17 protein-coding genes and 1 pseudogene are annotated in these 20,446 nt (G+C 60.5%); 9 read left to right on the plus strand and 9 right to left on the minus strand.

From position 1 onward, the window contains the following. Positions 1–59: 59 nt before the first annotated feature. The 3 genes from gatB to gatC are packed head-to-tail and all read right to left on the minus strand — an operon-like array spanning position 60 to position 3,272. Positions 60–1,505, minus strand: coding sequence for an Asp-tRNA(Asn)/Glu-tRNA(Gln) amidotransferase subunit GatB (gatB, locus tag AC1D1M_RS15525; protein WP_477776335.1), 1,446 nt, complete (start codon positions 1,503–1,505; stop codon positions 60–62). Between the two features lie 10 nt (positions 1,506–1,515). Further along, complete coding sequence (gatA, locus tag AC1D1M_RS15530) at positions 1,516–2,967, minus strand: Asp-tRNA(Asn)/Glu-tRNA(Gln) amidotransferase subunit GatA (protein ID WP_477776336.1); 1,452 nt, start codon at positions 2,965–2,967, stop codon at positions 1,516–1,518. A gap of 17 nt (positions 2,968–2,984) precedes the next feature. Next, positions 2,985–3,272: an Asp-tRNA(Asn)/Glu-tRNA(Gln) amidotransferase subunit GatC gene (gatC, locus tag AC1D1M_RS15535; protein ID WP_007901429.1), complete on the minus strand. Its 288-nt coding sequence runs from the start codon at positions 3,270–3,272 to the stop codon at positions 2,985–2,987. 211 nt (positions 3,273–3,483) lie between these two features. On the opposite strand from gatC, the gene mreB reads away from it, so the two are divergent. From mreB to tldD, 8 genes are all read left to right on the plus strand, one after another. Beyond that, complete coding sequence (gene mreB, locus AC1D1M_RS15540; protein ID WP_002555108.1) at positions 3,484–4,521, plus strand: rod shape-determining protein MreB; 1,038 nt, start codon at positions 3,484–3,486, stop codon at positions 4,519–4,521. Positions 4,522–4,664: 143 nt separating this feature from the next. After that, a complete protein-coding gene (gene mreC / locus AC1D1M_RS15545; RefSeq protein WP_477776547.1) occupies positions 4,665–5,786 on the plus strand; it encodes a rod shape-determining protein MreC in 1,122 nt (373 codons plus the stop codon). After that, positions 5,786–6,277 (plus strand): rod shape-determining protein MreD, encoded by a 492-nt coding sequence (mreD, locus tag AC1D1M_RS15550; protein ID WP_007970244.1) that lies wholly within the window; start codon positions 5,786–5,788, stop codon positions 6,275–6,277. Before mreC ends, mreD begins: the two co-directional genes overlap by 1 nt. 32 nt (positions 6,278–6,309) lie before the next feature. Then, positions 6,310–6,906 (plus strand): Maf family protein, encoded by a 597-nt coding sequence (locus AC1D1M_RS15555; RefSeq protein ID WP_477776337.1) that lies wholly within the window; start codon positions 6,310–6,312, stop codon positions 6,904–6,906. Positions 6,907–6,963: 57 nt separating this feature from the next. Further along, complete coding sequence (rng, locus tag AC1D1M_RS15560; protein ID WP_008018726.1) at positions 6,964–8,421, plus strand: ribonuclease G; 1,458 nt, start codon at positions 6,964–6,966, stop codon at positions 8,419–8,421. A 75-nt stretch (positions 8,422–8,496) separates the two neighbouring features. Continuing rightward, positions 8,497–12,300 (plus strand): YhdP family protein, encoded by a 3,804-nt coding sequence (locus AC1D1M_RS15565; RefSeq protein ID WP_477776338.1) that lies wholly within the window; start codon positions 8,497–8,499, stop codon positions 12,298–12,300. 69 nt (positions 12,301–12,369) lie between these two features. Next, entirely contained in the window at positions 12,370–13,224 is an 855-nt protein-coding gene (locus AC1D1M_RS15570; protein WP_477776339.1) for a carbon-nitrogen hydrolase family protein, read from the plus strand. A gap of 12 nt (positions 13,225–13,236) precedes the next feature. Continuing rightward, positions 13,237–14,679: a metalloprotease TldD gene (gene tldD / locus AC1D1M_RS15575; RefSeq protein WP_046040036.1), complete on the plus strand. Its 1,443-nt coding sequence runs from the start codon at positions 13,237–13,239 to the stop codon at positions 14,677–14,679. A gap of 30 nt (positions 14,680–14,709) precedes the next feature. Here tldD and yjgA read toward each other — a convergent pair. Further along, positions 14,710–15,171, minus strand: a pseudogene (yjgA, locus tag AC1D1M_RS15580) (ribosome biogenesis factor YjgA); the annotation flags it as partial. 108 nt (positions 15,172–15,279) lie between these two features. Here yjgA and pmbA point away from each other — a divergent pair. Next, entirely contained in the window at positions 15,280–16,626 is a 1,347-nt protein-coding gene (pmbA, locus tag AC1D1M_RS15585) for a metalloprotease PmbA (RefSeq protein ID WP_477776340.1), read from the plus strand. A 213-nt stretch (positions 16,627–16,839) separates the two neighbouring features. Here the strand turns inward: pmbA and AC1D1M_RS15590 are convergent, their stop codons facing one another. The 5 genes from AC1D1M_RS15590 to AC1D1M_RS15610 all read right to left on the minus strand — a co-directional run bounded on the left by AC1D1M_RS15590 (position 16,840) and on the right by AC1D1M_RS15610 (position 20,341). After that, positions 16,840–17,112, minus strand: coding sequence for an HPr family phosphocarrier protein (locus AC1D1M_RS15590; RefSeq protein WP_046040042.1), 273 nt, complete (start codon positions 17,110–17,112; stop codon positions 16,840–16,842). A gap of 15 nt (positions 17,113–17,127) precedes the next feature. Then, positions 17,128–17,985 carry an RNase adapter RapZ gene (rapZ, locus tag AC1D1M_RS15595; protein WP_477776341.1) on the minus strand — a complete coding sequence of 286 codons (858 nt, stop codon included), beginning with the start codon at positions 17,983–17,985 and terminating at the stop codon, positions 17,128–17,130. Between the two features lie 2 nt (positions 17,986–17,987). Beyond that, positions 17,988–18,452, minus strand: a complete 465-nt coding sequence (gene ptsN, locus AC1D1M_RS15600; protein ID WP_477776342.1) for a PTS IIA-like nitrogen regulatory protein PtsN — start codon at positions 18,450–18,452, stop codon at positions 17,988–17,990. 12 nt (positions 18,453–18,464) lie between these two features. After that, positions 18,465–18,773 (minus strand): ribosome hibernation-promoting factor, HPF/YfiA family, encoded by a 309-nt coding sequence (gene hpf / locus AC1D1M_RS15605; protein WP_007941242.1) that lies wholly within the window; start codon positions 18,771–18,773, stop codon positions 18,465–18,467. 74 nt (positions 18,774–18,847) lie between these two features. Continuing rightward, positions 18,848–20,341, minus strand: a complete 1,494-nt coding sequence (locus AC1D1M_RS15610; protein ID WP_015093497.1) for an RNA polymerase factor sigma-54 — start codon at positions 20,339–20,341, stop codon at positions 18,848–18,850. Positions 20,342–20,446: the final 105 nt, after the last annotated feature.

Consider the following 20,446-nt stretch of genomic DNA (forward strand, 5'->3'; position numbering starts at 1 on the left):
CGTCGCACCGTCGCTCCCACAGGGAATGGAGCCAGATTTTAGAGCTGGCTCCATCCTCATCAGCCTTCGAGCTTGCTTTTGAGCAGTTCGTTGACCTGTTGCGGGTTGGCCTTGCCTTTGGAGGCTTTCATGGCCTGACCGACGAAGAAGCCGAACATCTTGCCGCGCTTGGCTTCGTCTGCCGCGCGGTATTGTTCGACCTGCTCGGCGTTGGCCGCGAGCATTTCGTCCAGCACCGCCGAGATGGCGCCGGTGTCGGTCACTTGCTTGAGGCCACGCTTGTCGATGATCTCGTCCGCGCTGCCTTCGCCATTGGCCATTGCCTCAAACACCACCTTGGCGATCTTGCCGGAGATGGTGTTGTCCTTGATGCGCAACAGCATGCCGCCCAGAAGCTCCGCGGAAACCGGCGACTCTTCGATGTCCAGGCCTTGCTTGTTGAGCAGGCTGCCCAACTCGACCATTACCCAGTTCGCCGCCAGTTTGGCGTCGCCGCCTATGCTCGCGACTTTCTCGAAGTAATCGGCTTGTTCGCGGCTGGTGGCCAGGACGCTGGCGTCGTAGACCGACAGACCGAATTGCTCCTGGAAGCGCTCGCGCTTCTGCGGTGGCAATTCCGGCAAGGTGCCGCGTACGTCGTCGAGGAACGAGTTCTCGATAACCACCGGCAGCAGGTCCGGATCGGGGAAGTAACGGTAGTCGTTGGCTTCCTCTTTGCTGCGCATCGGACGGGTTTCGTCCTTGTTCGGATCGTACAGGCGGGTCTGCTGGATGACCTTGCCGCCGTCTTCGATCAATTCGATCTGACGCTGGATTTCGCTGTTGATCGCCTTCTCGATGAAACGGAACGAGTTGACGTTCTTGATCTCGCAGCGGGTGCCGAACTCGGCCTGGCCCTTTGGACGGATCGACACGTTGCAATCGCAACGCAGCGAGCCTTCGGCCATGTTGCCGTCGCAGATGCCCAGGTAGCGCACCAGCGCGTGGATCGCCTTGACGTAAGCCACGGCTTCCTTGGCGCTGCGCATGTCCGGCTCGGAGACGATTTCCAGCAACGGTGTGCCGGCACGGTTCAGGTCGATGCCGCTGGCGCCGCTGAACTCTTCGTGCAGGCTCTTGCCGGCGTCTTCTTCCAGGTGCGCGCGGGTGATGCCGACACGTTTTACGGTGCCGTCTTCCAGGGCGATGTCCAGGTGGCCCTTGCCGACGATCGGCAATTCCATCTGGCTGATCTGGTAGCCCTTGGGCAGGTCCGGGTAGAAATAGTTTTTACGGGCGAACACGTTGTGCTGACCGATCTCGGCATCAATCGCCAGACCGAACATCACCGCCATGCGCACCGCTTCCTGGTTCAGCACCGGCAGCACACCGGGCATGCCCAGGTCGATGAGGCTGGCCTGGGTGTTCGGTTCGGAACCGAAGGTGGTGGAACTACCGGAAAAGATTTTCGACCGGGTAGTGAGCTGGGTGTGAATCTCCAGCCCGATCACGACTTCCCATTGCATGTGTGTCTCCTCAGAAGCCGGTTGGGGTGCGGGTGTGCCAGTCAGTGTTGAGCTGATACTGGTGGGCAACGTTCAACAGGCGGCCTTCCTGGAAATACGGGGCGAGCAGTTGCACGCCGACCGGCAGACCATCGACAAAACCGGCTGGCATCGACAGGCCTGGCAGACCGGCGAGGTTGGCGGTGATGGTGTAGACGTCTTCCAGGTAGGCAGCGACCGGGTCGCTGTTCTTGGCGCCGAGCTTCCAGGCCGGGTTCGGCGTGGTTGGGCCGAGGATAATGTCGACCTCATTAAAGGCCGCCATGAAGTCGTTCTTGATCAGGCGACGGATCTTCTGCGCTTTCAGGTAGTAAGCGTCGTAATAACCGGCCGACAGCGCGTAGGCACCGACCATGATCCGGCGCTGCACTTCCGGGCCGAAACCTTCGCCACGGGAACGCTTGTACAGGTCTTCCAGATTTTTCGGGTCTTCGCAGCGATAGCCGAAACGCACGCCGTCGAAACGCGACAGGTTGGAAGACGCTTCCGCCGGGGCGATCACGTAGTACGCAGGAATCGCGTGCTGCATGTTCGGCAGGCTGATTTCCTTGACCACGGCGCCGAGCTTTTTCAGCTCTTCAACGCTGGCCATGACCAGGTCCGCGATGCGTGGGTCGAGACCGGCGCTGAAATACTCTTTAGGTACGCCGATGCGCAGGCCTTGCAGTGAGCCGTTGAGGCTGGCGCAGTAGTCCGGCACGGGTTCATCGATGCTGGTGGAGTCGTTCGGGTCGAAGCCGGCCATACCTTGCAACAATATTGCGCAGTCTTCGGCAGTGCGTGCCATCGGGCCGCCCTGGTCGAGGCTGGATGCGTAGGCAATCATGCCCCAACGCGAAACACGACCGTAGGTCGGTTTCAGGCCGGTGAGGTTGGTCAGGGCCGCAGGCTGACGGATCGAACCGCCCGTGTCGGTGCCGGTGGCTGCCGGCAACAGACGAGCGGCAACCGCCGCAGCGGAGCCGCCGGACGAACCGCCCGGCACGTGTTCCAGGTTCCACGGGTTTTTCACCGCGCCGTAGTAACTCGACTCGTTGGCCGAACCCATGGCGAATTCGTCCATGTTGGTCTTGCCCAGGGTCACGGCGCCGGCAGCGGCCAGCTTGGCGACGACGGTGGCGTCGTACGGTGCCTTGAAGTTGTCGAGCATCTTCGAGCCGCAGCTGGTGCGAATGCCCTGGGTGCAGAACAGGTCTTTGTGGGCGATCGGCGCGCCGAGCAGGGCGCCGCTCTCACCGTTGGCCCGACGGGCGTCGGCGGCTTTCGCCTGCGTGAGCGCCAGGTCCTCGGTGAGGCTGATGAAACTGTTGAGCTGCGGATCGAGCTGGGCGATGCGCGCCAGCAGGACTTTGGTCAGCTCTTCGGAGGAAAACTTTTTATCGGCGAGTCCGCGGGCGATCTCGGCCAGAGTCAATTGATGCATTGCAGGCTCTTTCCCTATTAGTCGATGACTTTCGGAACCAGGTACAGGCCGTTTTCGACCGCTGGTGCGATGGACTGGTAGGCCTCGCGGTGATTGGTCTCGGTCACAACGTCTGCACGCAGGCGCTGGCTGGCTTCCAGTGGGTGGGCCAGCGGCTCGATACCGTCGGTATTGACCGCCTGCATTTCGTCGACCAGCCCGAGAATGCTGTTGAGGGCCGAAGTGATGTGTGGAAGATCGGCATCATTGAGGCCAAGGCAGGCCAGATGAGCGATTTTTTCCACGTCGGAGCGTTCAAGCGCCATTGGGATTCTCCAGTGGAAAACAAAACGGACGGCGTCCGTGTGTTAGATTGTCGGAACACTACCGCACTTCTACGGTCATAAGGCCGCGATTGTGGGGCTTGGTGCACAGAAAAGCGGCCAATTTAACATATTGGCGCCTTGCCCAAAATCCCTGTCGTTGTTAGAGTTTGCCGCACTTTTTTACCCACGCGTTGCCTAGGGTCCCTTTCCCATGTTCAAGAAACTGCGTGGCATGTTTTCCAGCGATCTTTCCATTGACCTGGGCACTGCCAACACCCTTATTTACGTGCGCGAGCGCGGTATCGTCCTGAATGAGCCATCGGTTGTGGCCATTCGGACACACGGTAACCAGAAAAGTGTCGTTGCTGTCGGCACCGAAGCCAAGCGCATGCTGGGTCGTACGCCGGGCAACATTGCTGCCATTCGTCCGATGAAGGACGGTGTAATCGCCGACTTCAGCGTTTGCGAAAAAATGCTGCAGTATTTCATCAACAAGGTTCACGAAAACAGCTTCCTGCAGCCTAGCCCTCGCGTGTTGATCTGCGTTCCGTGCAAATCCACCCAGGTTGAGCGTCGTGCCATTCGTGAATCGGCCCTCGGTGCCGGTGCCCGTGAAGTGTTCCTGATCGAAGAGCCAATGGCTGCTGCGATCGGTGCGGGCCTGCCGGTAGAAGAAGCTCGCGGTTCGATGGTCGTGGATATCGGTGGCGGTACCACCGAAATCGCGCTGATCTCCCTGAACGGTGTGGTTTACGCCGAATCCGTGCGCGTTGGCGGCGACCGCTTCGACGAAGCGATCATCACCTACGTGCGTCGCAACTACGGCAGCCTGATCGGTGAATCCACTGCCGAGCGCATCAAGCAGGAAATCGGTACCGCCTACCCGGGCGGCGAAGTTCGCGAAGTCGACGTTCGTGGCCGTAACCTGGCCGAAGGCGTTCCACGCGCATTCACCCTGAACTCCAACGAAGTGCTGGAAGCTCTGCAAGAGTCCCTGGCAACCATCGTTCAGGCTGTGAAAAGCGCCCTGGAGCAATCGCCGCCGGAACTGGCTTCCGACATCGCCGAGCGTGGCCTGGTACTGACCGGTGGTGGCGCCTTGCTGCGTGACTTGGACAAGTTGCTGGCCCAGGAAACCGGTCTGCCGGTGATCGTTGCCGAAGACCCGCTGACCTGCGTTGCTCGCGGCGGTGGCCGTGCATTGGAAATGATGGATAAACACACCATGGACCTGCTTTCCAGCGAATAAGTCGCCGGATTGCCTCTATGCTGTTGAGCGCGCAGGCGGCACTTTGCAGTGCTGCCTGTTCGCGTTTATCTTCTGTCAGTCTGCATCCAGGCCGGATTGCTGCCGTATGAATAAACAGAACATTTGCCTGGGAGGAGCGGCTTATTAAACCGCTTTTCACCAAGGGCCCTTCACTGGGCGTGCGCCTGTTGGTGCTGGTCGTGCTATCGGTCGCGCTGATGGTGGTCGATGCCCGCTTCAGTCTGCTCAAGCCTGCACGCAGCCAGATGTCGCTGGTGCTGATGGACGCCTACTGGATCACCGACCTGCCCGGACGACTGTGGGAAGGCGTTGCCAGTCAGTTTGGCAGCCGGACCGAGCTCGTCGCCGAAAACGAAAAACTCAAGACTGAAAACCTGCTGTTGCAGGGGCGCATGCAGAAGCTTGCCGCCCTGACCGAGCAGAACGTCCGGCTGCGCGAGTTGCTCAACTCTTCGGCACTGGTCAACGAGAAGGTCGAAGTGGCCGAATTGATCGGCATGGATCCCAACCCCTTCACCCATCGCATCATCATCAACAAAGGTGAGCGCGACGGTGTGGTCCTCGGCCAGCCGGTACTCGATGCCCGTGGCCTGATGGGCCAGGTGGTCGAGTTGATGCCCTACACCTCCCGCGTCTTGCTGCTGACCGATACCACTCACAGCATTCCGGTGCAGGTGAACCGCAACGGCTTGCGGGCGATTGCCAGCGGCACCGGCAACCCGGAACGTCTCGAGCTGCGGCATGTGGCCGATACCGCCGATATCAAGGAAGGCGATTTGCTGGTCAGCTCCGGTCTCGGCCAGCGTTTCCCGGCCGGTTACCCGGTGGCGACGGTCAAGGAGGTGATTCATGATTCCGGCCAGCCGTTTGCCATTGTCCGCGCCATTCCGACTGCCGCCTTGAACCGCAGCCGTTACCTGCTGCTGGTGTTCAGCGACAACCGGACTGCCGAAGAGCGCGCCAACGACGCCGCCCAGGCCCAGGAAAACCTGGATGCACAGGGCGGTGGCCCGATCATTCCGGCGACGGTGCCGAAACTGGTCAACCCCGCAGTTCCCGCTGCACCGGCTGCCGCACCGGCGACTCCTGTCTCGGCGGCGCCTGCGGCCACTGCGCCAGCCAAGCCAACCACCACGCCAGCCAAGCCTGCGGCCACTAAACCGCCGGCGGCTAAACCCGCTGCCGCGAAGCCTGCCGCCAAACCGCCAGTCTCCGCGCCGGCCACTCCAGTGGGGAGAGAATAATGGGCGGTGTGAAAGCATCCCGAAACGGCTGGATAGTCTGGTTGACGTTCGCCGTCGGCCTGCTGCTGAGTGTTTCGCCTCTGCCGCAATTCATGGAAATCCTGCGCCCGCTGTGGCTGGCCTTGTTGCTGGCATTCTGGGCGTTGAACCTGCCGCAGACCGTCGGGATGGTGACGGCGTTTTGCCTGGGGCTGGCTGAAGACGTGCTCTACGGTACCTTGCTGGGTCAGAATGCCTTGATCCTGACCCTCATCACCTATCTGGTGCTGGCGCTGCAGCAACGTCTGCGGATGTTCCCGATGTGGCAGCAGAGCCTGGTGATCCTGGTGATCTTCGGTCTCGCCCAGCTTGTACAACTTTGGCTCAGTGCCTTGACCGGCAATCGTCAGCCAACGCTGGCACTGGTGCTGCCGGCACTGGTCAGTGCATTGCTCTGGCCCTGGATCAGTTTCGGTTTGCGCGGATTGCGTCGGCGCTACAAAATCAATTAATTCGCTCAGGCATTGGACAGGGAGAGGTCTTGATGAAACGGTTGTACCTCGCCTCTGGCTCGCCGCGTCGGCGTGAATTGCTCACGCAGATTGGCGTACCGTTTTCCGCCGTCAGTGCGGATATCGATGAAACCCCTGTACTCCAAGAAACCCCATCAGCCTATGTCGAGCGTCTGGCGCGCGGCAAGGCCGAGGCCGGGCGCGGCGCTGTCGTAACCGATGGCCCGTTCTGTGTACTCGGCGCCGATACCGCCGTGGTACAGGGCGGAAAAATTCTCGGCAAACCGGTTGATCAAGCGGATGCATGCGCCATGCTGATGATGTTGTCAGGGTGTGAGCATGAGGTCCTGACCGCGATTGCCGTGCTCGATGGCGAACGTTGCGAGTCCCGGGTGGTCACCAGTCGCGTGCGTTTTCGGGATATCAGTCATGAGGAAGCCGTGGCCTACTGGGCCAGCGGCGAACCACGGGACAAGGCGGGCGGTTATGGCATTCAAGGACTGGGTGCGGTGTTTGTCGCCGGGCTCGATGGAAGTTATTCGGCGGTGGTCGGACTACCGCTTTGCGAAACCGCGGAACTGCTCGGCCATTTCGGCATACCCTGTTGGCAACCCCGGAACGCGCTTTAAGCGTCGTCCTGAACAGATGCGGCCATTATCGTGAACATGCCTGAACGAGACCCTGCCATGAGTGAAGAGATCCTGATCAACATCACGCCGATGGAGTCGCGCGTGGCGGTGGTCGAAAACGGTGTCCTGCAAGAGGTCCATGTCGAGCGTACGCAAAAGCGCGGGATCGTCGGCAACATCTATAAAGGCAAAGTCGTGCGGGTATTGCCGGGAATGCAGGCGGCGTTCGTCGATATCGGCCTGGATCGCGCCGCATTCATTCATGCGTCGGAGATTTCCCTGCGCGAAGGCCCGGCGGTCGAGAGCATCAGTGCACTGGTGCACGAAGGCCAGAGCCTGGTGGTGCAAGTGACCAAGGACCCGATCGGCTCCAAAGGCGCACGCCTGACCACTCAGCTGTCGATCCCTTCGCGTTACCTGGTGTACATGCCACGCACGGCCCATGTCGGCATTTCCCTGAAGATTGAAGACGAGGCCGAGCGCGAACGCCTCAAGCAAGTGGTCACTGATTGCGTGGCCAAGGAAGGTATCAAGGAGGCCGGCGGTTTCATCCTGCGCACGGCAGCCGAAGGTGCCGGCGCCGATGAAATCCTCATGGACATCCGTTACCTGCGCCGGCTCTGGGATCAGATCAACGCCCAGATCAAAACCATCAGTGCGCCTAGCGTGATCTACGAAGACCTCGGTCTGGCGCTGCGCACCCTGCGTGACCTGGTGAGCCCGAAAATCGAGAAGATCCGCATCGACTCCCGGGAAACCTTCCAGAAAACCACGCAATTCGTCGCCGAACTGATGCCCGAGATTGCCGACCGCCTGGAGCATTACCCCGGTGAGCGGCCGATTTTCGACCTGTATGGCGTCGAAGACGAAATCCAGAAGGCACTCGAGCGCAAGGTCCCACTCAAGTCCGGCGGTTATCTGGTGGTCGACCCGGCGGAGGCCATGAGCACCATCGACGTCAACACCGGGGCGTTCGTCGGCCATCGCAACCTCGAAGAAACCATCTTCAAGACCAACCTCGAAGCCGCGACGGCCATCGCCCGTCAATTGCGCCTGCGCAACCTCGGCGGAATCATCATCATCGACTTCATCGACATGGAAGATGAAGAACACCAGCGCCAGGTATTGCGCACGCTCGAAAAGCAATTGGAGCGCGATCACGCCAAGACCAACATCATCGGTATCACCGAACTGGGCCTGGTGCAGATGACCCGCAAACGCACCCGCGAAAGCCTTGAACAAGTGCTGTGCGAGCCGTGCAATGCCTGTCAGGGGCGGGGCAAGCTCAAGACCCCGGAAACCGTCTGCTACGAAATCTTCCGCGAAATCCTGCGTGAGGCTCGCGCCTATCAGGCGGAAGGCTATCGTGTATTGGCAAACCAGAAAGTGGTGGACCGCCTGCTCGACGAAGAGTCGGGCAACGTCGCCGAGCTGGAAGGGTTTATCGGGCGCACCATCCGCTTCCAGGTAGAAACCATGTACTCCCAGGAACAATATGACGTGGTGCTGCTCTGAAGCGTTACGTTTTGATTGTTCGAGAATGGCTGGCCTCAGCTTTTTGCAAAACTTTTGCCATGGGGGCCACTTGACATGGACCGTCTGACACGCATTTTGGCCGCACTGACCCGCTGGGGTCTGGGCCTGTGCGCGTTGGTTTTGGTGTTGATGGCGCTCTACGTCAGCCTGGGCCGGGAGCTGACGCCGCTGGTGGCCGAGTACCGTGCCGACGTCGAAACCAAAGCCCGCGATGCCTTGGGCATGCCGTTGCAGATCGGCGAGCTCGAAGGCAACTGGAGTGGATTTGCCCCCATATTAATGGCTCACGACGTGACAGTCGGCGAGGGCTCCAATGCCTTGCACCTGGATCAGGTGCGCGCGGTGCCGGATCTTTGGGCCAGCCTGCTGGCACGTCAGGTACGCATCGCTCATCTGGAACTCAGCGGCCTGAAGATCAGCGTCAAGGAGGGTAACGACGGTCAATGGGCACTGGAAGGTTTACCGGTGCAGCAGGACCAGCCAACCGATCCGGAACAGCTGCTCAATCGCATGCAGATGATCCAGCAACTGTCGGTGCTCGACAGCCAGGTGACCTTGCAGCCGTTTGCACAGTCGCCGCTGACGCTGACTTACGTCGGCCTGAATCTGAAAACAGGTGCTACCCGGCAGCGACTCGACGCCCGGCTGACCCTGCCTGACGGGCAACCGGTGGCCATGAGCCTGCGTACCCGCATTCGTGCCAGCCAATGGCAGGATGGTGAGGCCGAGGTCTATCTAAGCCTGCCGCAAAGCGACTGGTCGAAGTGGTTGCCCGAGCGAGCGACCCAAGAGTGGAGTTTCTCTGAGATCAAAGCCGGCGGCGAGCTTTGGCTGACCTGGGGTAAAGGTGCCCTGCAAAGTGCTGCGGTCCGTTTGAATGCACCACAAATCAAGGGTGCCTACGCCGAGCGCAAGCAGATCCAGATCAACAATCTGGCCCTGAACGGCTACTTCCAGCGCAGTGCCGAAGGCGCGTCTGTGACCCTGGACTCCCTGGCGATGAACCTCGGCGAGACGCGCTGGGAAACGCATTTGCAGCTCAAGCAAAGCGCGGCCACTGATAAAGCCGAAGAGCTCTGGCAGCTGCAAGCCGACCGGGTTGATCTCACTCCGCTCACCCCGCTGCTCAACGCCATGGCGCCGTTGCCGGAAGGTTTTGCCACGGTCGTCGAGCGGCTCAAAGTCACGGGAGGCCTGCGTAACGTGCTGGTCGACTTTCGCCCCAATGCCACTGACGACAGCAAGTTCGAATTTGCCGCCAACCTCGACCAGGTAGGCTTCGACGCGTATCACGGTGCACCGGCGGCGCGAAATGTCAGCGGCAGCATCAGCGGTGATCTGGGGCACGGCGAACTGCGCATGGACAGCAAGAATTTCATGCTGCATCTGGACCCGATTTTCGCCAAGCCATGGCAGTACATTCAGGCCAACGCGCGGCTGACCTGGAAACTCGATAAAGAAGGTTTCACCTTGATCGCGCCATACCTGAAGGTACTGGGCGAGGAAGGCAAGATTGCCGGCGACTTCCTGATTCGCCTGCATTTCGATCACACTCAGGAAGACTACATGGACCTGCGGGTCGGCCTGGTGGACGGGGATGGTCGCTATACCGCCAAGTACTTGCCGGCGGTCCTCAGCCCGGCGCTGGACGAATGGCTGCGCACGGCGATTCTCAAGGGCGCGGTGGATCAAGGCTTCTTCCAGTATCAAGGGTCGCTCAGCCATGGTGCCGCGGACGTCGATCGCAGCATCAGCCTGTTCTTCAAGGTCCACGATGCCGAACTGGCCTTCCAGCCGGGCTGGCCCCATGTCAGCAAGGTCAGCGGTGATGTGTTTGTCGAGGACAGCGGGGTGCGGATTCTGGCCAGCAAGGGCCAGTTGCTCGACACGCAGGTCAACGATATCTACGTCAACATTCCCCATGTGCCGGCCGGGCAGAACGTTCATTTGTTCCTCGATGGCGGATTTTCCGGCGGTTTGGGCGATGGCCTGAAAATCCTTCAGGAAGCGCCGATCGGCACCGGGGCAACCTTTGCCGGCTGGGAAGGCGAGGGTGATCTGCAAGGCAAGTTGAAGCTGGATATTCCGCTGGCGAAAGGCGAGGAGCCGAAGATCCTCGTCGATTTCAAGACCGCCAAGGCACGCTTGAAACTGGCCGAACCTGTGCTGGAACTGACCCAGCTCAAAGGTGACTTCCGTTTCGACAGTGCCAAGGGCCTGAGCGGACAGAACATCAGCGCACGGGCGTTCGACAAGCCAGTCACCGCACAGATTTTTGCCGATGGCAGCCCGGGTAAACTCAATACCCGGGTGACCGCGTCGGGCCAGGTCGAGGTCAAGAAACTGACCGACTGGCTGAAGGTGACCCAGCCTCTGCCGGTGAGCGGCGTGATTCCGTATCAACTGCAACTGACTCTGGACGGTGCAGACAGCCAATTGATGGTCAATTCCAACCTCAAGGGTGTGGCCGTCGATTTGCCTGCACCGTTCGGCATGACCGCCGATGCCGGGCGCGACACGACGTTCCGCATGACCTTGCAGGGCGACGAGCGGCGCTATTGGGTCAACTACGCGGACCTGGCGAGTTTCACGTTTGCGGCCCCGGCCAGCAATTTCGCCGACGGTCGCGGGGAATTGTTCCTCGGTGGCGGCGAGGCCGTGTTACCTGGCACCAAAGGCCTGCGGATAAAGGGCGTGTTGTCGGAGCTGGACGTTGGCCCGTGGAAGGATCTGGTGGATAAATACGCCGGGCAGGACCCCGGCGGCAGCGCCAGGCAATTGCTCAGCGGCGCGGATTTCAAGGTGGGCAAGCTCAGCGGTATCGGTACCACGCTCGATCAGGCCTCGATCCAGCTGGCGCGCAAGCCTTCCGCCTGGGCGCTGCAACTCGACAGCCAGCAGATCAAGGGCAGTGCCAGCCTTCCCGATTCGAAGGCCACGCCAATCACGATCAATCTGCAAACCGTGCGCCTTCCCGCACCGGACCCGACCGTGCTGGCTGATGAAAACTCGCCGGATCCACTGGCGTCGGTGGACCCGACGAAAATCCCCGCGATGGACATCATCATCAATCAGTTATTCCAGGGACAGGATCTGGTAGGGGGCTGGTCGCTGAAGATTCGTCCGACGGCCAAGGGCATCGTGTTCAACTCGCTGGACCTGGGCCTCAAGGGCATTCTGTTGGTGGGCAGTGGTGGCTGGGAAGGCGTGCCCGGCGCCAGCACAAGTTGGTACAAGGGGCGCGTCAGTGGCAAGAATCTGGCCGATGTGCTCAAGGGCTGGGGGTTTGCGCCGAGCGTCACCAGCCAGGACTTTTACATGGATGTCGATGGCCGCTGGCCCGGCTCGCCGGCCTGGGTGGCGACCAAGCGATTCTCCGGCTCACTCGATGCGACGCTCAATCAGGGCCAGTTCGTCGAAGTTGAGGGCAGCGCCCAGGCGCTGCGGGTATTTGGTTTGCTCAACTTCAACTCCATCGGCCGGCGCCTGCGCCTGGATTTCTCCGACCTGTTCGGAAAAGGTCTGAGTTATGACCGGGTCAAGGGGCTGCTGGTTGGGACGAATGGCGTGTATGTCACCCGTGAGCCGATCCGGCTGACGGGCCCTTCGAGCACCATTGAGCTCGACGGCACTTTGAACCTGGTCGCCGATCAGATCGATGCGAAACTGCTGGTGACCTTGCCGGTGACCAATAACTTGCCGATTGCCGCACTGATCGTCGGTGCACCTGCGGTTGGCGGGGCGCTGTTCCTGATCGACAAGCTGATCGGTGACCGGGTCGCCCGTTTCGCCAGTGTGAAGTACACCGTCCAGGGGCCGTGGAAAGAACCGAAAATCACCTTCGACAAGGCTTTTTGAGATCCTTTTGAAAAGGCGCTCGGCAAGCCTATGGAGTAGCATGGCCGCATACGATTCCAGGAGTGCGCCATGTCTGTAGCGGTGATTCAAATGGTCAGCCAGAGCGATGTGCTGGCCAATCTGGCCCAGGCCCGTCGCCTGCTCGAACAGGCGGCCACCGGCGGCGCGAAGCTCGCGGTATTACCGGAAAACTTCGCCGCCATGGGCCGGCGCGACATTGCCGACATCGGGCGCGCCGAAGCACTGGGTGAAGGCCCGATCCTGCCCTGGTTGAAACAGACCGCACGCGACCTCAAGTTATGGATTGTGGCCGGCACGTTGCCGTTGCCGCCGATGGATCAGCCGACGGCCAAGGCTCATGCCTGTTCGTTGCTGGTCGATGACCAGGGCGAAACGGTGGCGCGCTACGACAAGCTGCACCTGTTCGACGTCGACGTGGCGGACAATCGCGGCCGTTATCGTGAATCCGATGACTATGCTTATGGCAGCGGAGTGGTGGTTGCGGACACGCCAGTCGGCCGGGTCGGCCTGACGGTCTGCTATGACCTGCGCTTTCCCGAGCTGTACAGCGAATTGCGCACGGCCGGCGCGGAACTGATTACCGCCCCTTCGGCCTTCACGGCGGTGACCGGCGCGGCGCATTGGGATGTGCTGATTCGTGCGCGAGCCATAGAGACGCAATGTTACGTGCTCGCGGCTGCCCAGGGCGGGACGCATCCGGGGCCGCGGGAAACCTTTGGCCATGCCGCCATTGTCGACCCGTGGGGGCGTGTGCTGGCACAACAGGATCAAGGCGAGGCCGTGCTGCTGGCCGAACGCGACAGCAGCGAACAGGCGTCCATCCGGGCGCGGATGCCGGTGTCCAGTCACCGGCGCTTTTTCTCGCAGGGCGCTCAGCGACCTGCATCAGAACGACGAATTTAAGGCGTAAAGCATATGAGCGAGTTGTTGTCCTCAGTCAGTGAACACCTGCTGGCGCCCGGTGGCGTCACGATCGAGAGCCTGCAAGGCGTACTCGGCGATCTGGCCGGGCCGGGCATCGATGCGGCCGATCTGTATTTCCAGGGGCAGATCTCCGAGTCCTGGGCGCTGGAAGACGGCATCGTCAAGGAAGGCAGCTTCAACCTTGACCAAGGTGTGGGCGTGCGCGCGCAATCGGGCGAAAAAACCGGTTTTGCCTACAGCAACGCCATCACACTTGAAGCCCTGGGCGCGGCGGCACGTGCCGCCCGTTCGATTTCCCGGGCCGGGCAGCATGGCACCGTACAGGCATTCACCAGCCAGGACGTCGCGCAGTTGTATGCGCCGGACAATCCGCTGGAAGTGCTGACCCGCGCCGAGAAAGTCGATTTGCTCAAGCGAGTCGACGCCGCGACCCGCGCCCTCGACCCACGCATCCAGCAAGTCACCGTGAGCATGGCCGGTGTCTGGGAGCGGATTCTGGTGGCTTCCACCGACGGCGGTCTGGCGGCGGATGTGCGCCCGCTGGTGCGTTTCAATGTCAGCGTGATCGTCGAGCAGAACGGTCGCCGCGAGCGCGGTGGCCATGGCGGTGGTGGTCGGACCGATTACCGTTACTTCCTCGGCGAAGACCGCGCCATGGGCTATGCCCGTGAAGCGTTGCGCCAGGCACTGGTCAACCTTGAAGCTATTCCGGCGCCGGCCGGTACGCTGCCGGTGGTACTCGGTTCCGGTTGGTCGGGGGTGCTGCTGCATGAAGCCGTCGGTCATGGCCTGGAAGGTGACTTCAACCGCAAGGGCAGTTCGGCTTACAGCGGGCGCATGGGCGAAATGGTTGCGTCGAAGCTGTGCACCATTGTCGATGACGGCACCCTGGCCGGTCGCCGTGGCTCGTTGAGCGTCGATGACGAAGGCACGCCGACCGAGTGCACCACGCTGATCGAAAACGGCGTGCTCAAAGGCTACATGCAGGACAAGCTCAACGCGCGACTGATGGGCGTGGCCCGCACCGGTAACGGTCGTCGCGAATCCTACGCGCACCTGCCGATGCCGCGCATGACCAACACCTACATGCTTGCTGGCGAAAGCGATCCGGCGGAAATCATCGCTTCGGTGAAACGCGGCATCTACTGCGCCAACCTGGGTGGCGGTCAGGTGGACATCACCAGCGGCAAGTTCGTGTTCTCCACCAGCGAGGCGTACCTGATCGAGGACGGCAAGATCACTGCGCCGGTCAAGGGCGCGACCCTGATCGGCAACGGGCCGGAAGCCATGAGCAAGGTGTCGATGGTCGGCAATGATCTGTCGCTGGACAGCGGGGTGGGCACGTGCGGCAAGGATGGGCAGTCGGTGCCGGTGGGTGTCGGCCAGCCAACGCTGAAGATTGATGCGATCACCGTGGGTGGCACGGGTTCGTAAGAAGTGAGGCTGCGGGTGAGCAGCGAGGGCAGCAGGAGGCTTGTTTTGCGCAACCTCATGCTGGGCCTGACGGATCAGGGAGCGCAATTGCTGGCGGTCCGCGTCCGGGTAGTCGACGACGAATTTTTCCAGAACGGCATCGTCGCCGGCAATCAGACGATCGCGCCAGCGTTCCAGGTTATGGAAGCGTTCGTTGTATTGACGGGTGGAGGCATCGAGTTGATCGAGCAGAACCAGAATGGCGGCAGTGTCCTGATCGCGCATCAGTTTGCCGATGAACTGAAGGTGCCGTTTACGCGCGATATTCGCGGTGTGCTTGGGCGCATCGGCCAGAGCCCGACGCATTCCGTCGGTCAAAGGCAGTTTTGCCAGCAAGTCAGGCTTGAGTGTTGTAAGGCGCTCGCCAAGGTCAACCAGAGCATGCAGCTCGCGTTTGACCTGGGATTTGCTTTTTTCTCCCGTATCGAGGGAGTCGTCGTAAGAATCAACCATGGTGGCAGTCCGCTAAGAAACGCCGCCATGATAACCAGTCGGGGGCCACTTGTCCGGCCCGGTCGCTCGATGACCGTCACCGAAAGCAGAATTTGAGTGGAGAACAGCATGAGTGCAGTTGAAAGCGTCGGCCCACAAGCGTTGCCGGCACTGCAGGAACAAGTCGAGCAGATCATCGCTGAAGCCAAACGCCAGGGCGCCAGTGCCTGTGAAGTGGCGGTGTCACTGGAGCAGGGTTTGTCGACCACGGTGCGCCAGCGTGAAGTCGAAACCGTTGAATTCAACCGTGATCAGGGTTTCGGTATCACCTTGTACGTCGGCCAGCGCAAAGGCTCCGCCAGCACCTCGGCCAGCGGTCCTGATGCGATTCGCGAAACCGTCGCCGCTGCACTGGCCATCGCCAAGCACACTTCGGAAGACGAAGCCTCGGGCCTGGCGGATGCCGCACTGATGGCGCGGGATATTCAGGATTTCGACCTGTTCCATCAATGGGACATTACTCCGGAGCAAGCCATCGAGCAGGCCCTGGCCTGTGAAGCCGCGGCGTTTGCCGCCGACAGCCGGATCAAGAACGCCGACGGCACCACCCTCAGCACCCATCAGGGCTGCCGCGTCTACGGCAACAGCCACGGGTTTATCGGCGGTTACGCATCGACTCGTCACAGCCTGAGCTGCGTGATGATCGCCGAAGCGGACGGCCAGATGCAGCGCGATTACTGGTACGACGTGAACCGGCAGGGCAATCTTCTGGCCGACCCGGTCAGCATCGGCCAGCGCGCTGCACAGCGGGCGGCCAGCCGTCTGGGGGCGCGTCCGGTGCCGACTTGCGAGGTGCCGGTGCTGTTTTCCGCAGAGTTGGCTGGGGGGCTGTTCGGCAGTTTCCTGTCGGCGATTTCCGGCGGCAGCCTGTATCGCAAGTCTTCGTTCCTTGAGGGCACTCTCGGCCAGAAGCTGTTTCCGGAGTGGCTGACCATCGACGAACGTCCGCACCTGATGCGGGCATTGGGTAGTGCGGCGTTCGATGGCGACGGCCTTGCGACCTACGCCAAACCGTTCGTCGAAAAAGGCGAATTGGTGTCGTACATCCTCGGCACCTACTCCGGCCGCAAGCTCGGCATGCCGAGCACGGCCAACGCCGGCGGCGTGCACAACCTGTTCGTCACCCATGGCGATGAAGACCAGGCGGCCTTGCTGCGGCGCATGGGACGCGGGCTGTTGGTCACTGAGTTGATGGGCCAGGGACTGAACATGGTCACCGGCGATTATTCCCGGGGCGCGGCGGGTTACTGGGTCGAGAACGGCGAAATTCAGTTCGCGGTTCAGGAGGTGACCATCGCTGGCAACATGCGCGACATGTTCAAACAGATTGTCGCCGTGGGTAACGATCTTGAGTTGCGTAGCAACATTCGCACAGGTTCGGTGCTGATCGAGCGGATGACGGTGGCGGGTAGCTAAGCCAGGGCCGCTGTACAAAAAGGCGCGATCCTCATGGACCGCGCCTTTTTTATTGCCTTTGTCCCGTCCTGAATAGGGTTTACACCTGTTTCAGGACTAGACACAAACGCGGTGTATCTGATGTATTGCGATGATAGGGGTTGGGGCCGCTTCACGCCCCAGCGGGAGCAAGCTCCCTCGCCACAAAATCACCGGGAAAGGATTCTGTAGCGGTTACTCGCCTTCGTCGAAGAAGTTGTTGATCAACGCCACCAGCGCATTCAGCGCTTCCTGTTCCTGCTCGCCTTCTGTGCTCAAGTGGATCGTGGTGCCTTTGCCGGCGGCCAGCATCATCATCGCCATGATGCTTTTGCCATCGACCATGGACTCTGGTGTACGACCCGCCCGGATCTGGCACGGGAACTGACCCGCCACCCCAACGAATTTTGCAGAAGCGCGGGCATGCAGGCCCAGCTTGTTGATAATTTCGATTTCCAGAGCAGGCATCGCGGTGTGAATCCTTTAGCTGAGGTCGCGGTGGCGAACCTGGACGTTCTTCAGGGATTTTTGCAGCGCCTGCCCCAGACGCTCGGTCAGGTAGACGGAGCGGTGATGTCCGCCAGTGCATCCGATGGCAATGGTGACGTAGGCGCGGTTGCTGGCGGCAAAACGAGGCAGCCACTTTAGCAGGTATGTGGAAATGTCCTGGAACATCTCTTCGACATCCGGCTGTGCCGCCAGATACTCGGCAACCGGTTGATCGAGCCCGGACTGCTCGCGCAATTCCGGTTTCCAGTAAGGGTTGGGCAGGCAGCGCACATCGAACACCAGGTCGGCGTCCACCGGCATGCCACGCTTGAATCCGAAGGATTCCACCAGGAACGCAGTGCCGGGTTCTGGCTGATTCAACAGGCGCAGTTTGATGGTATCGCGCAGTTGATACAGGTTCAGGCTGGTGGTGTTGATCTTGAGGTCGGCGAGGTCGGCAATCGGCCCGAGCAGGACGCTCTCGACGCTGATGGCTTCGGCCAGCGAGCGGTTGGCGTTGCTCAGGGGGTGACGTCGGCGGGTTTCCGAAAAGCGCTTTAGCAGGGTTTCTTCGTCGGCGTCCAGGTACAGGACATCGCACTGGATGTGGCGGCTGCGGACTTCTTCGAGCAGCTCGGGGAAGCGGGATAGGTGGCTGGGCAGGTTGCGGGCGTCAATGGAAACGGCGACCAGCGGCTGCACTAGCTCGGTATGAATCAATGCTCGTTCAGCCAGTTCCGGCAGCAGACCGGCAGGCAGATTGTCGATGCAGTAGTAGCCGTTGTCCTCAAGAACGTCGAGGGCGGTACTTTTACCTGAGCCGGAACGGCCACTGACGATGATCAAGCGCATGATTACTGACCGTTTTGCTCGTCCAGGACAACCTGATACAGGGCTTCGTTGCTTGCAGCATGACGCAGTTTTTCGCGAACTTCCTTGCGGTCGAGCATGCTGGCGATCTGTCGCAGCAGCTCAAGGTGCGCATCGGTGGCGGCTTCCGGGACCAGCAGTACGAACAGCAGGTCAACCGGCGCGCCGTCGATGGCGTCGAAATCGATAGGGGCGTCCAGGTGCATCAATGCACTGATGGGCGAAACACAGCCCTTGAGGCGGCAATGTGGAATAGCGATGCCGTTGCCAAAACCGGTGGAGCCGAGTTTTTCACGGGCAATCAGCGCCTCGAAGACATCTTGCATCTCCAGAGCCGGCACTTCGCGGGCGATAAGATTGGCAATTTGTTCGAGGGCTTTCTTTTTACTGCCACCCGGCACGTTCACCAGGGAACGGCCGGGGGTCAGGATACTTTCAAGTCGGATCATGGGTTGGGAGTGTTAACGACCTGTTGCGCCCTGAAGGAGGCTCTGGGTCTTTTCCTTATGCTTTTTGAGTTGTTTATCCAGCTTGTCGGTGAGTGCGTCGATCGCGGCGTACATATCAGTATGTTCCGCGTTGGCGACCACTTCATTCCCGGGAATATGCAGCGTGGCTTCGATTTTCTGTTTCAGCTTCTCGACGGTCATCGTGACCTGCACGTTAGTGATCTTGTCGAAATGTCGCTCCAATCGTTCGAGTTTTTCGCCGATGTAGGTGCGAAGAGGTTCGGTCACTTCCAGTTGGTGTCCACTGATGTTGACTTGCATACAGCTTCTCCTTCGTTGCCAGTGCATAAAGCGGTAGATCAGATGATCTACCACTGGAACGCTGTGGCGTGGCTCTACATCAACCGCTTGCGTTCGCTCGAAGGCGCGATCCCGAGGGATTCGCGGTACTTGGCGACGGTGCGGCGAGCCACCTGAATGCCTTGTGCCTCCAGTAAACCAGCGATCTTGCTGTCACTCAACGGCTTTTTCTGATTTTCCGCGGCAACCAGTTTTTTGATGATCGCGCGGATCGCCGTGGACGAGCATTCGCCGCCTTCGGAGGTGCTTACGTGACTGGAGAAAAAATATTTCAGTTCATAAATTCCCCGGGGGGTGTGCATGAACTTCTGGGTGGTCACCCGTGAAATCGTCGACTCATGCATGCCGACCGCTTCGGCGATGTCATGCAGGACCAGCGGCTTCATGGCTTCGTCGCCATATTCGAGGAACCCGCGCTGATGCTCGACGATCTGGGTGGCAACCTTCATCAGGGTTTCATTGCGGCTTTGCAGGCTCTTGATGAACCAGCGGGCTTCCTGCAACTGATTGCGCATAAAGGTGTTGTCGGCGCTGGTGTCGGCGCGGCGCACGAAACCGGCGTACTGGGCGTTGACCCGCAGCCGTGGCACCGACTCCTGATTCAGCTCCACCAGCCAGCGCTCGTTGTCCTTGCGCACGATAACGTCAGGAACGACGTACTCGGCTTCGGTGGACTCGATCTGCGAGCCCGGGCGCGGGTTGAGGCTCTGGACCAGCTCGATGACCTGGCGCAGCTCATCTTCCTTGAGCTTCATGCGGCGCATCAACTGGCTGTAGTCGCGGCTGCCAAGCAGGTCGATATAATCGGTGACAAGGCGCTTGGCCTCGGCCAGCCAAGGGGTCTTGGCGGGCAGTTGGCGCAATTGCAGCAGCAGGCATTCGCCCAGATTGCGGGCGCCGATGCCGGCGGGCTCGAATTGCTGGATGCGGTGCAGGACGGCTTCGATTTCGTCCAGTTCGATGTCCAGTTCCGGATCGAAGGCTTCGAGGATTTCCTCGAGGGTTTCGTCCAGGTAGCCCTGATTGTTGATGCAGTCGATGAGGGTCACGGCGATCAGGCGATCGGTGTCCGACATCGGGGCCAGGTTCAGTTGCCACAGCAGGTGGCTTTGCAGGCTTTCGCCGGCCGAAGTGCGGGTGGTGAAGTCCCACTCGTCATCATCATTGCTGGGCAGGCTGCTGGCGCTGGTCTGGTAAACGTCTTCCCACGCAGTGTCGACGGGAAGTTCGTTGGGGATACGCTCGTTCCAGTCACCTTCATCGAGGTTATCAACCGTCGGGGCGCTTTCCTGATAAGAGGGCTCCTGGATGTCAGTGTTGGGCTTTTGTTCGGCGTTGTCGGCCAAGGGGTCGGAATTGTCGAAGTCGTCGCCTTCTTCCTGGCGTTCAAGCATCGGATTGGACTCCAGGGCCTCCTGGATTTCCTGTTGCAGGTCCAGGGTCGACAATTGGAGCAGGCGGATGGCCTGTTGCAGCTGCGGTGTCATCGTCAGCTGCTGGCCCATTCTCAAGACTAGCGATGGTTTCATGGCAGGGGCTTAACACCTTATTCGCCGGCGCACATGCGCCATCCACTACAGGGCGCCAGGGCGCCAAACATAAGCAAATTATATGCCTGAAACTGTAGTGTTTGC

The sequence above is a fragment of the Pseudomonas sp. P1_F7 genome (genome assembly GCF_056405655.1).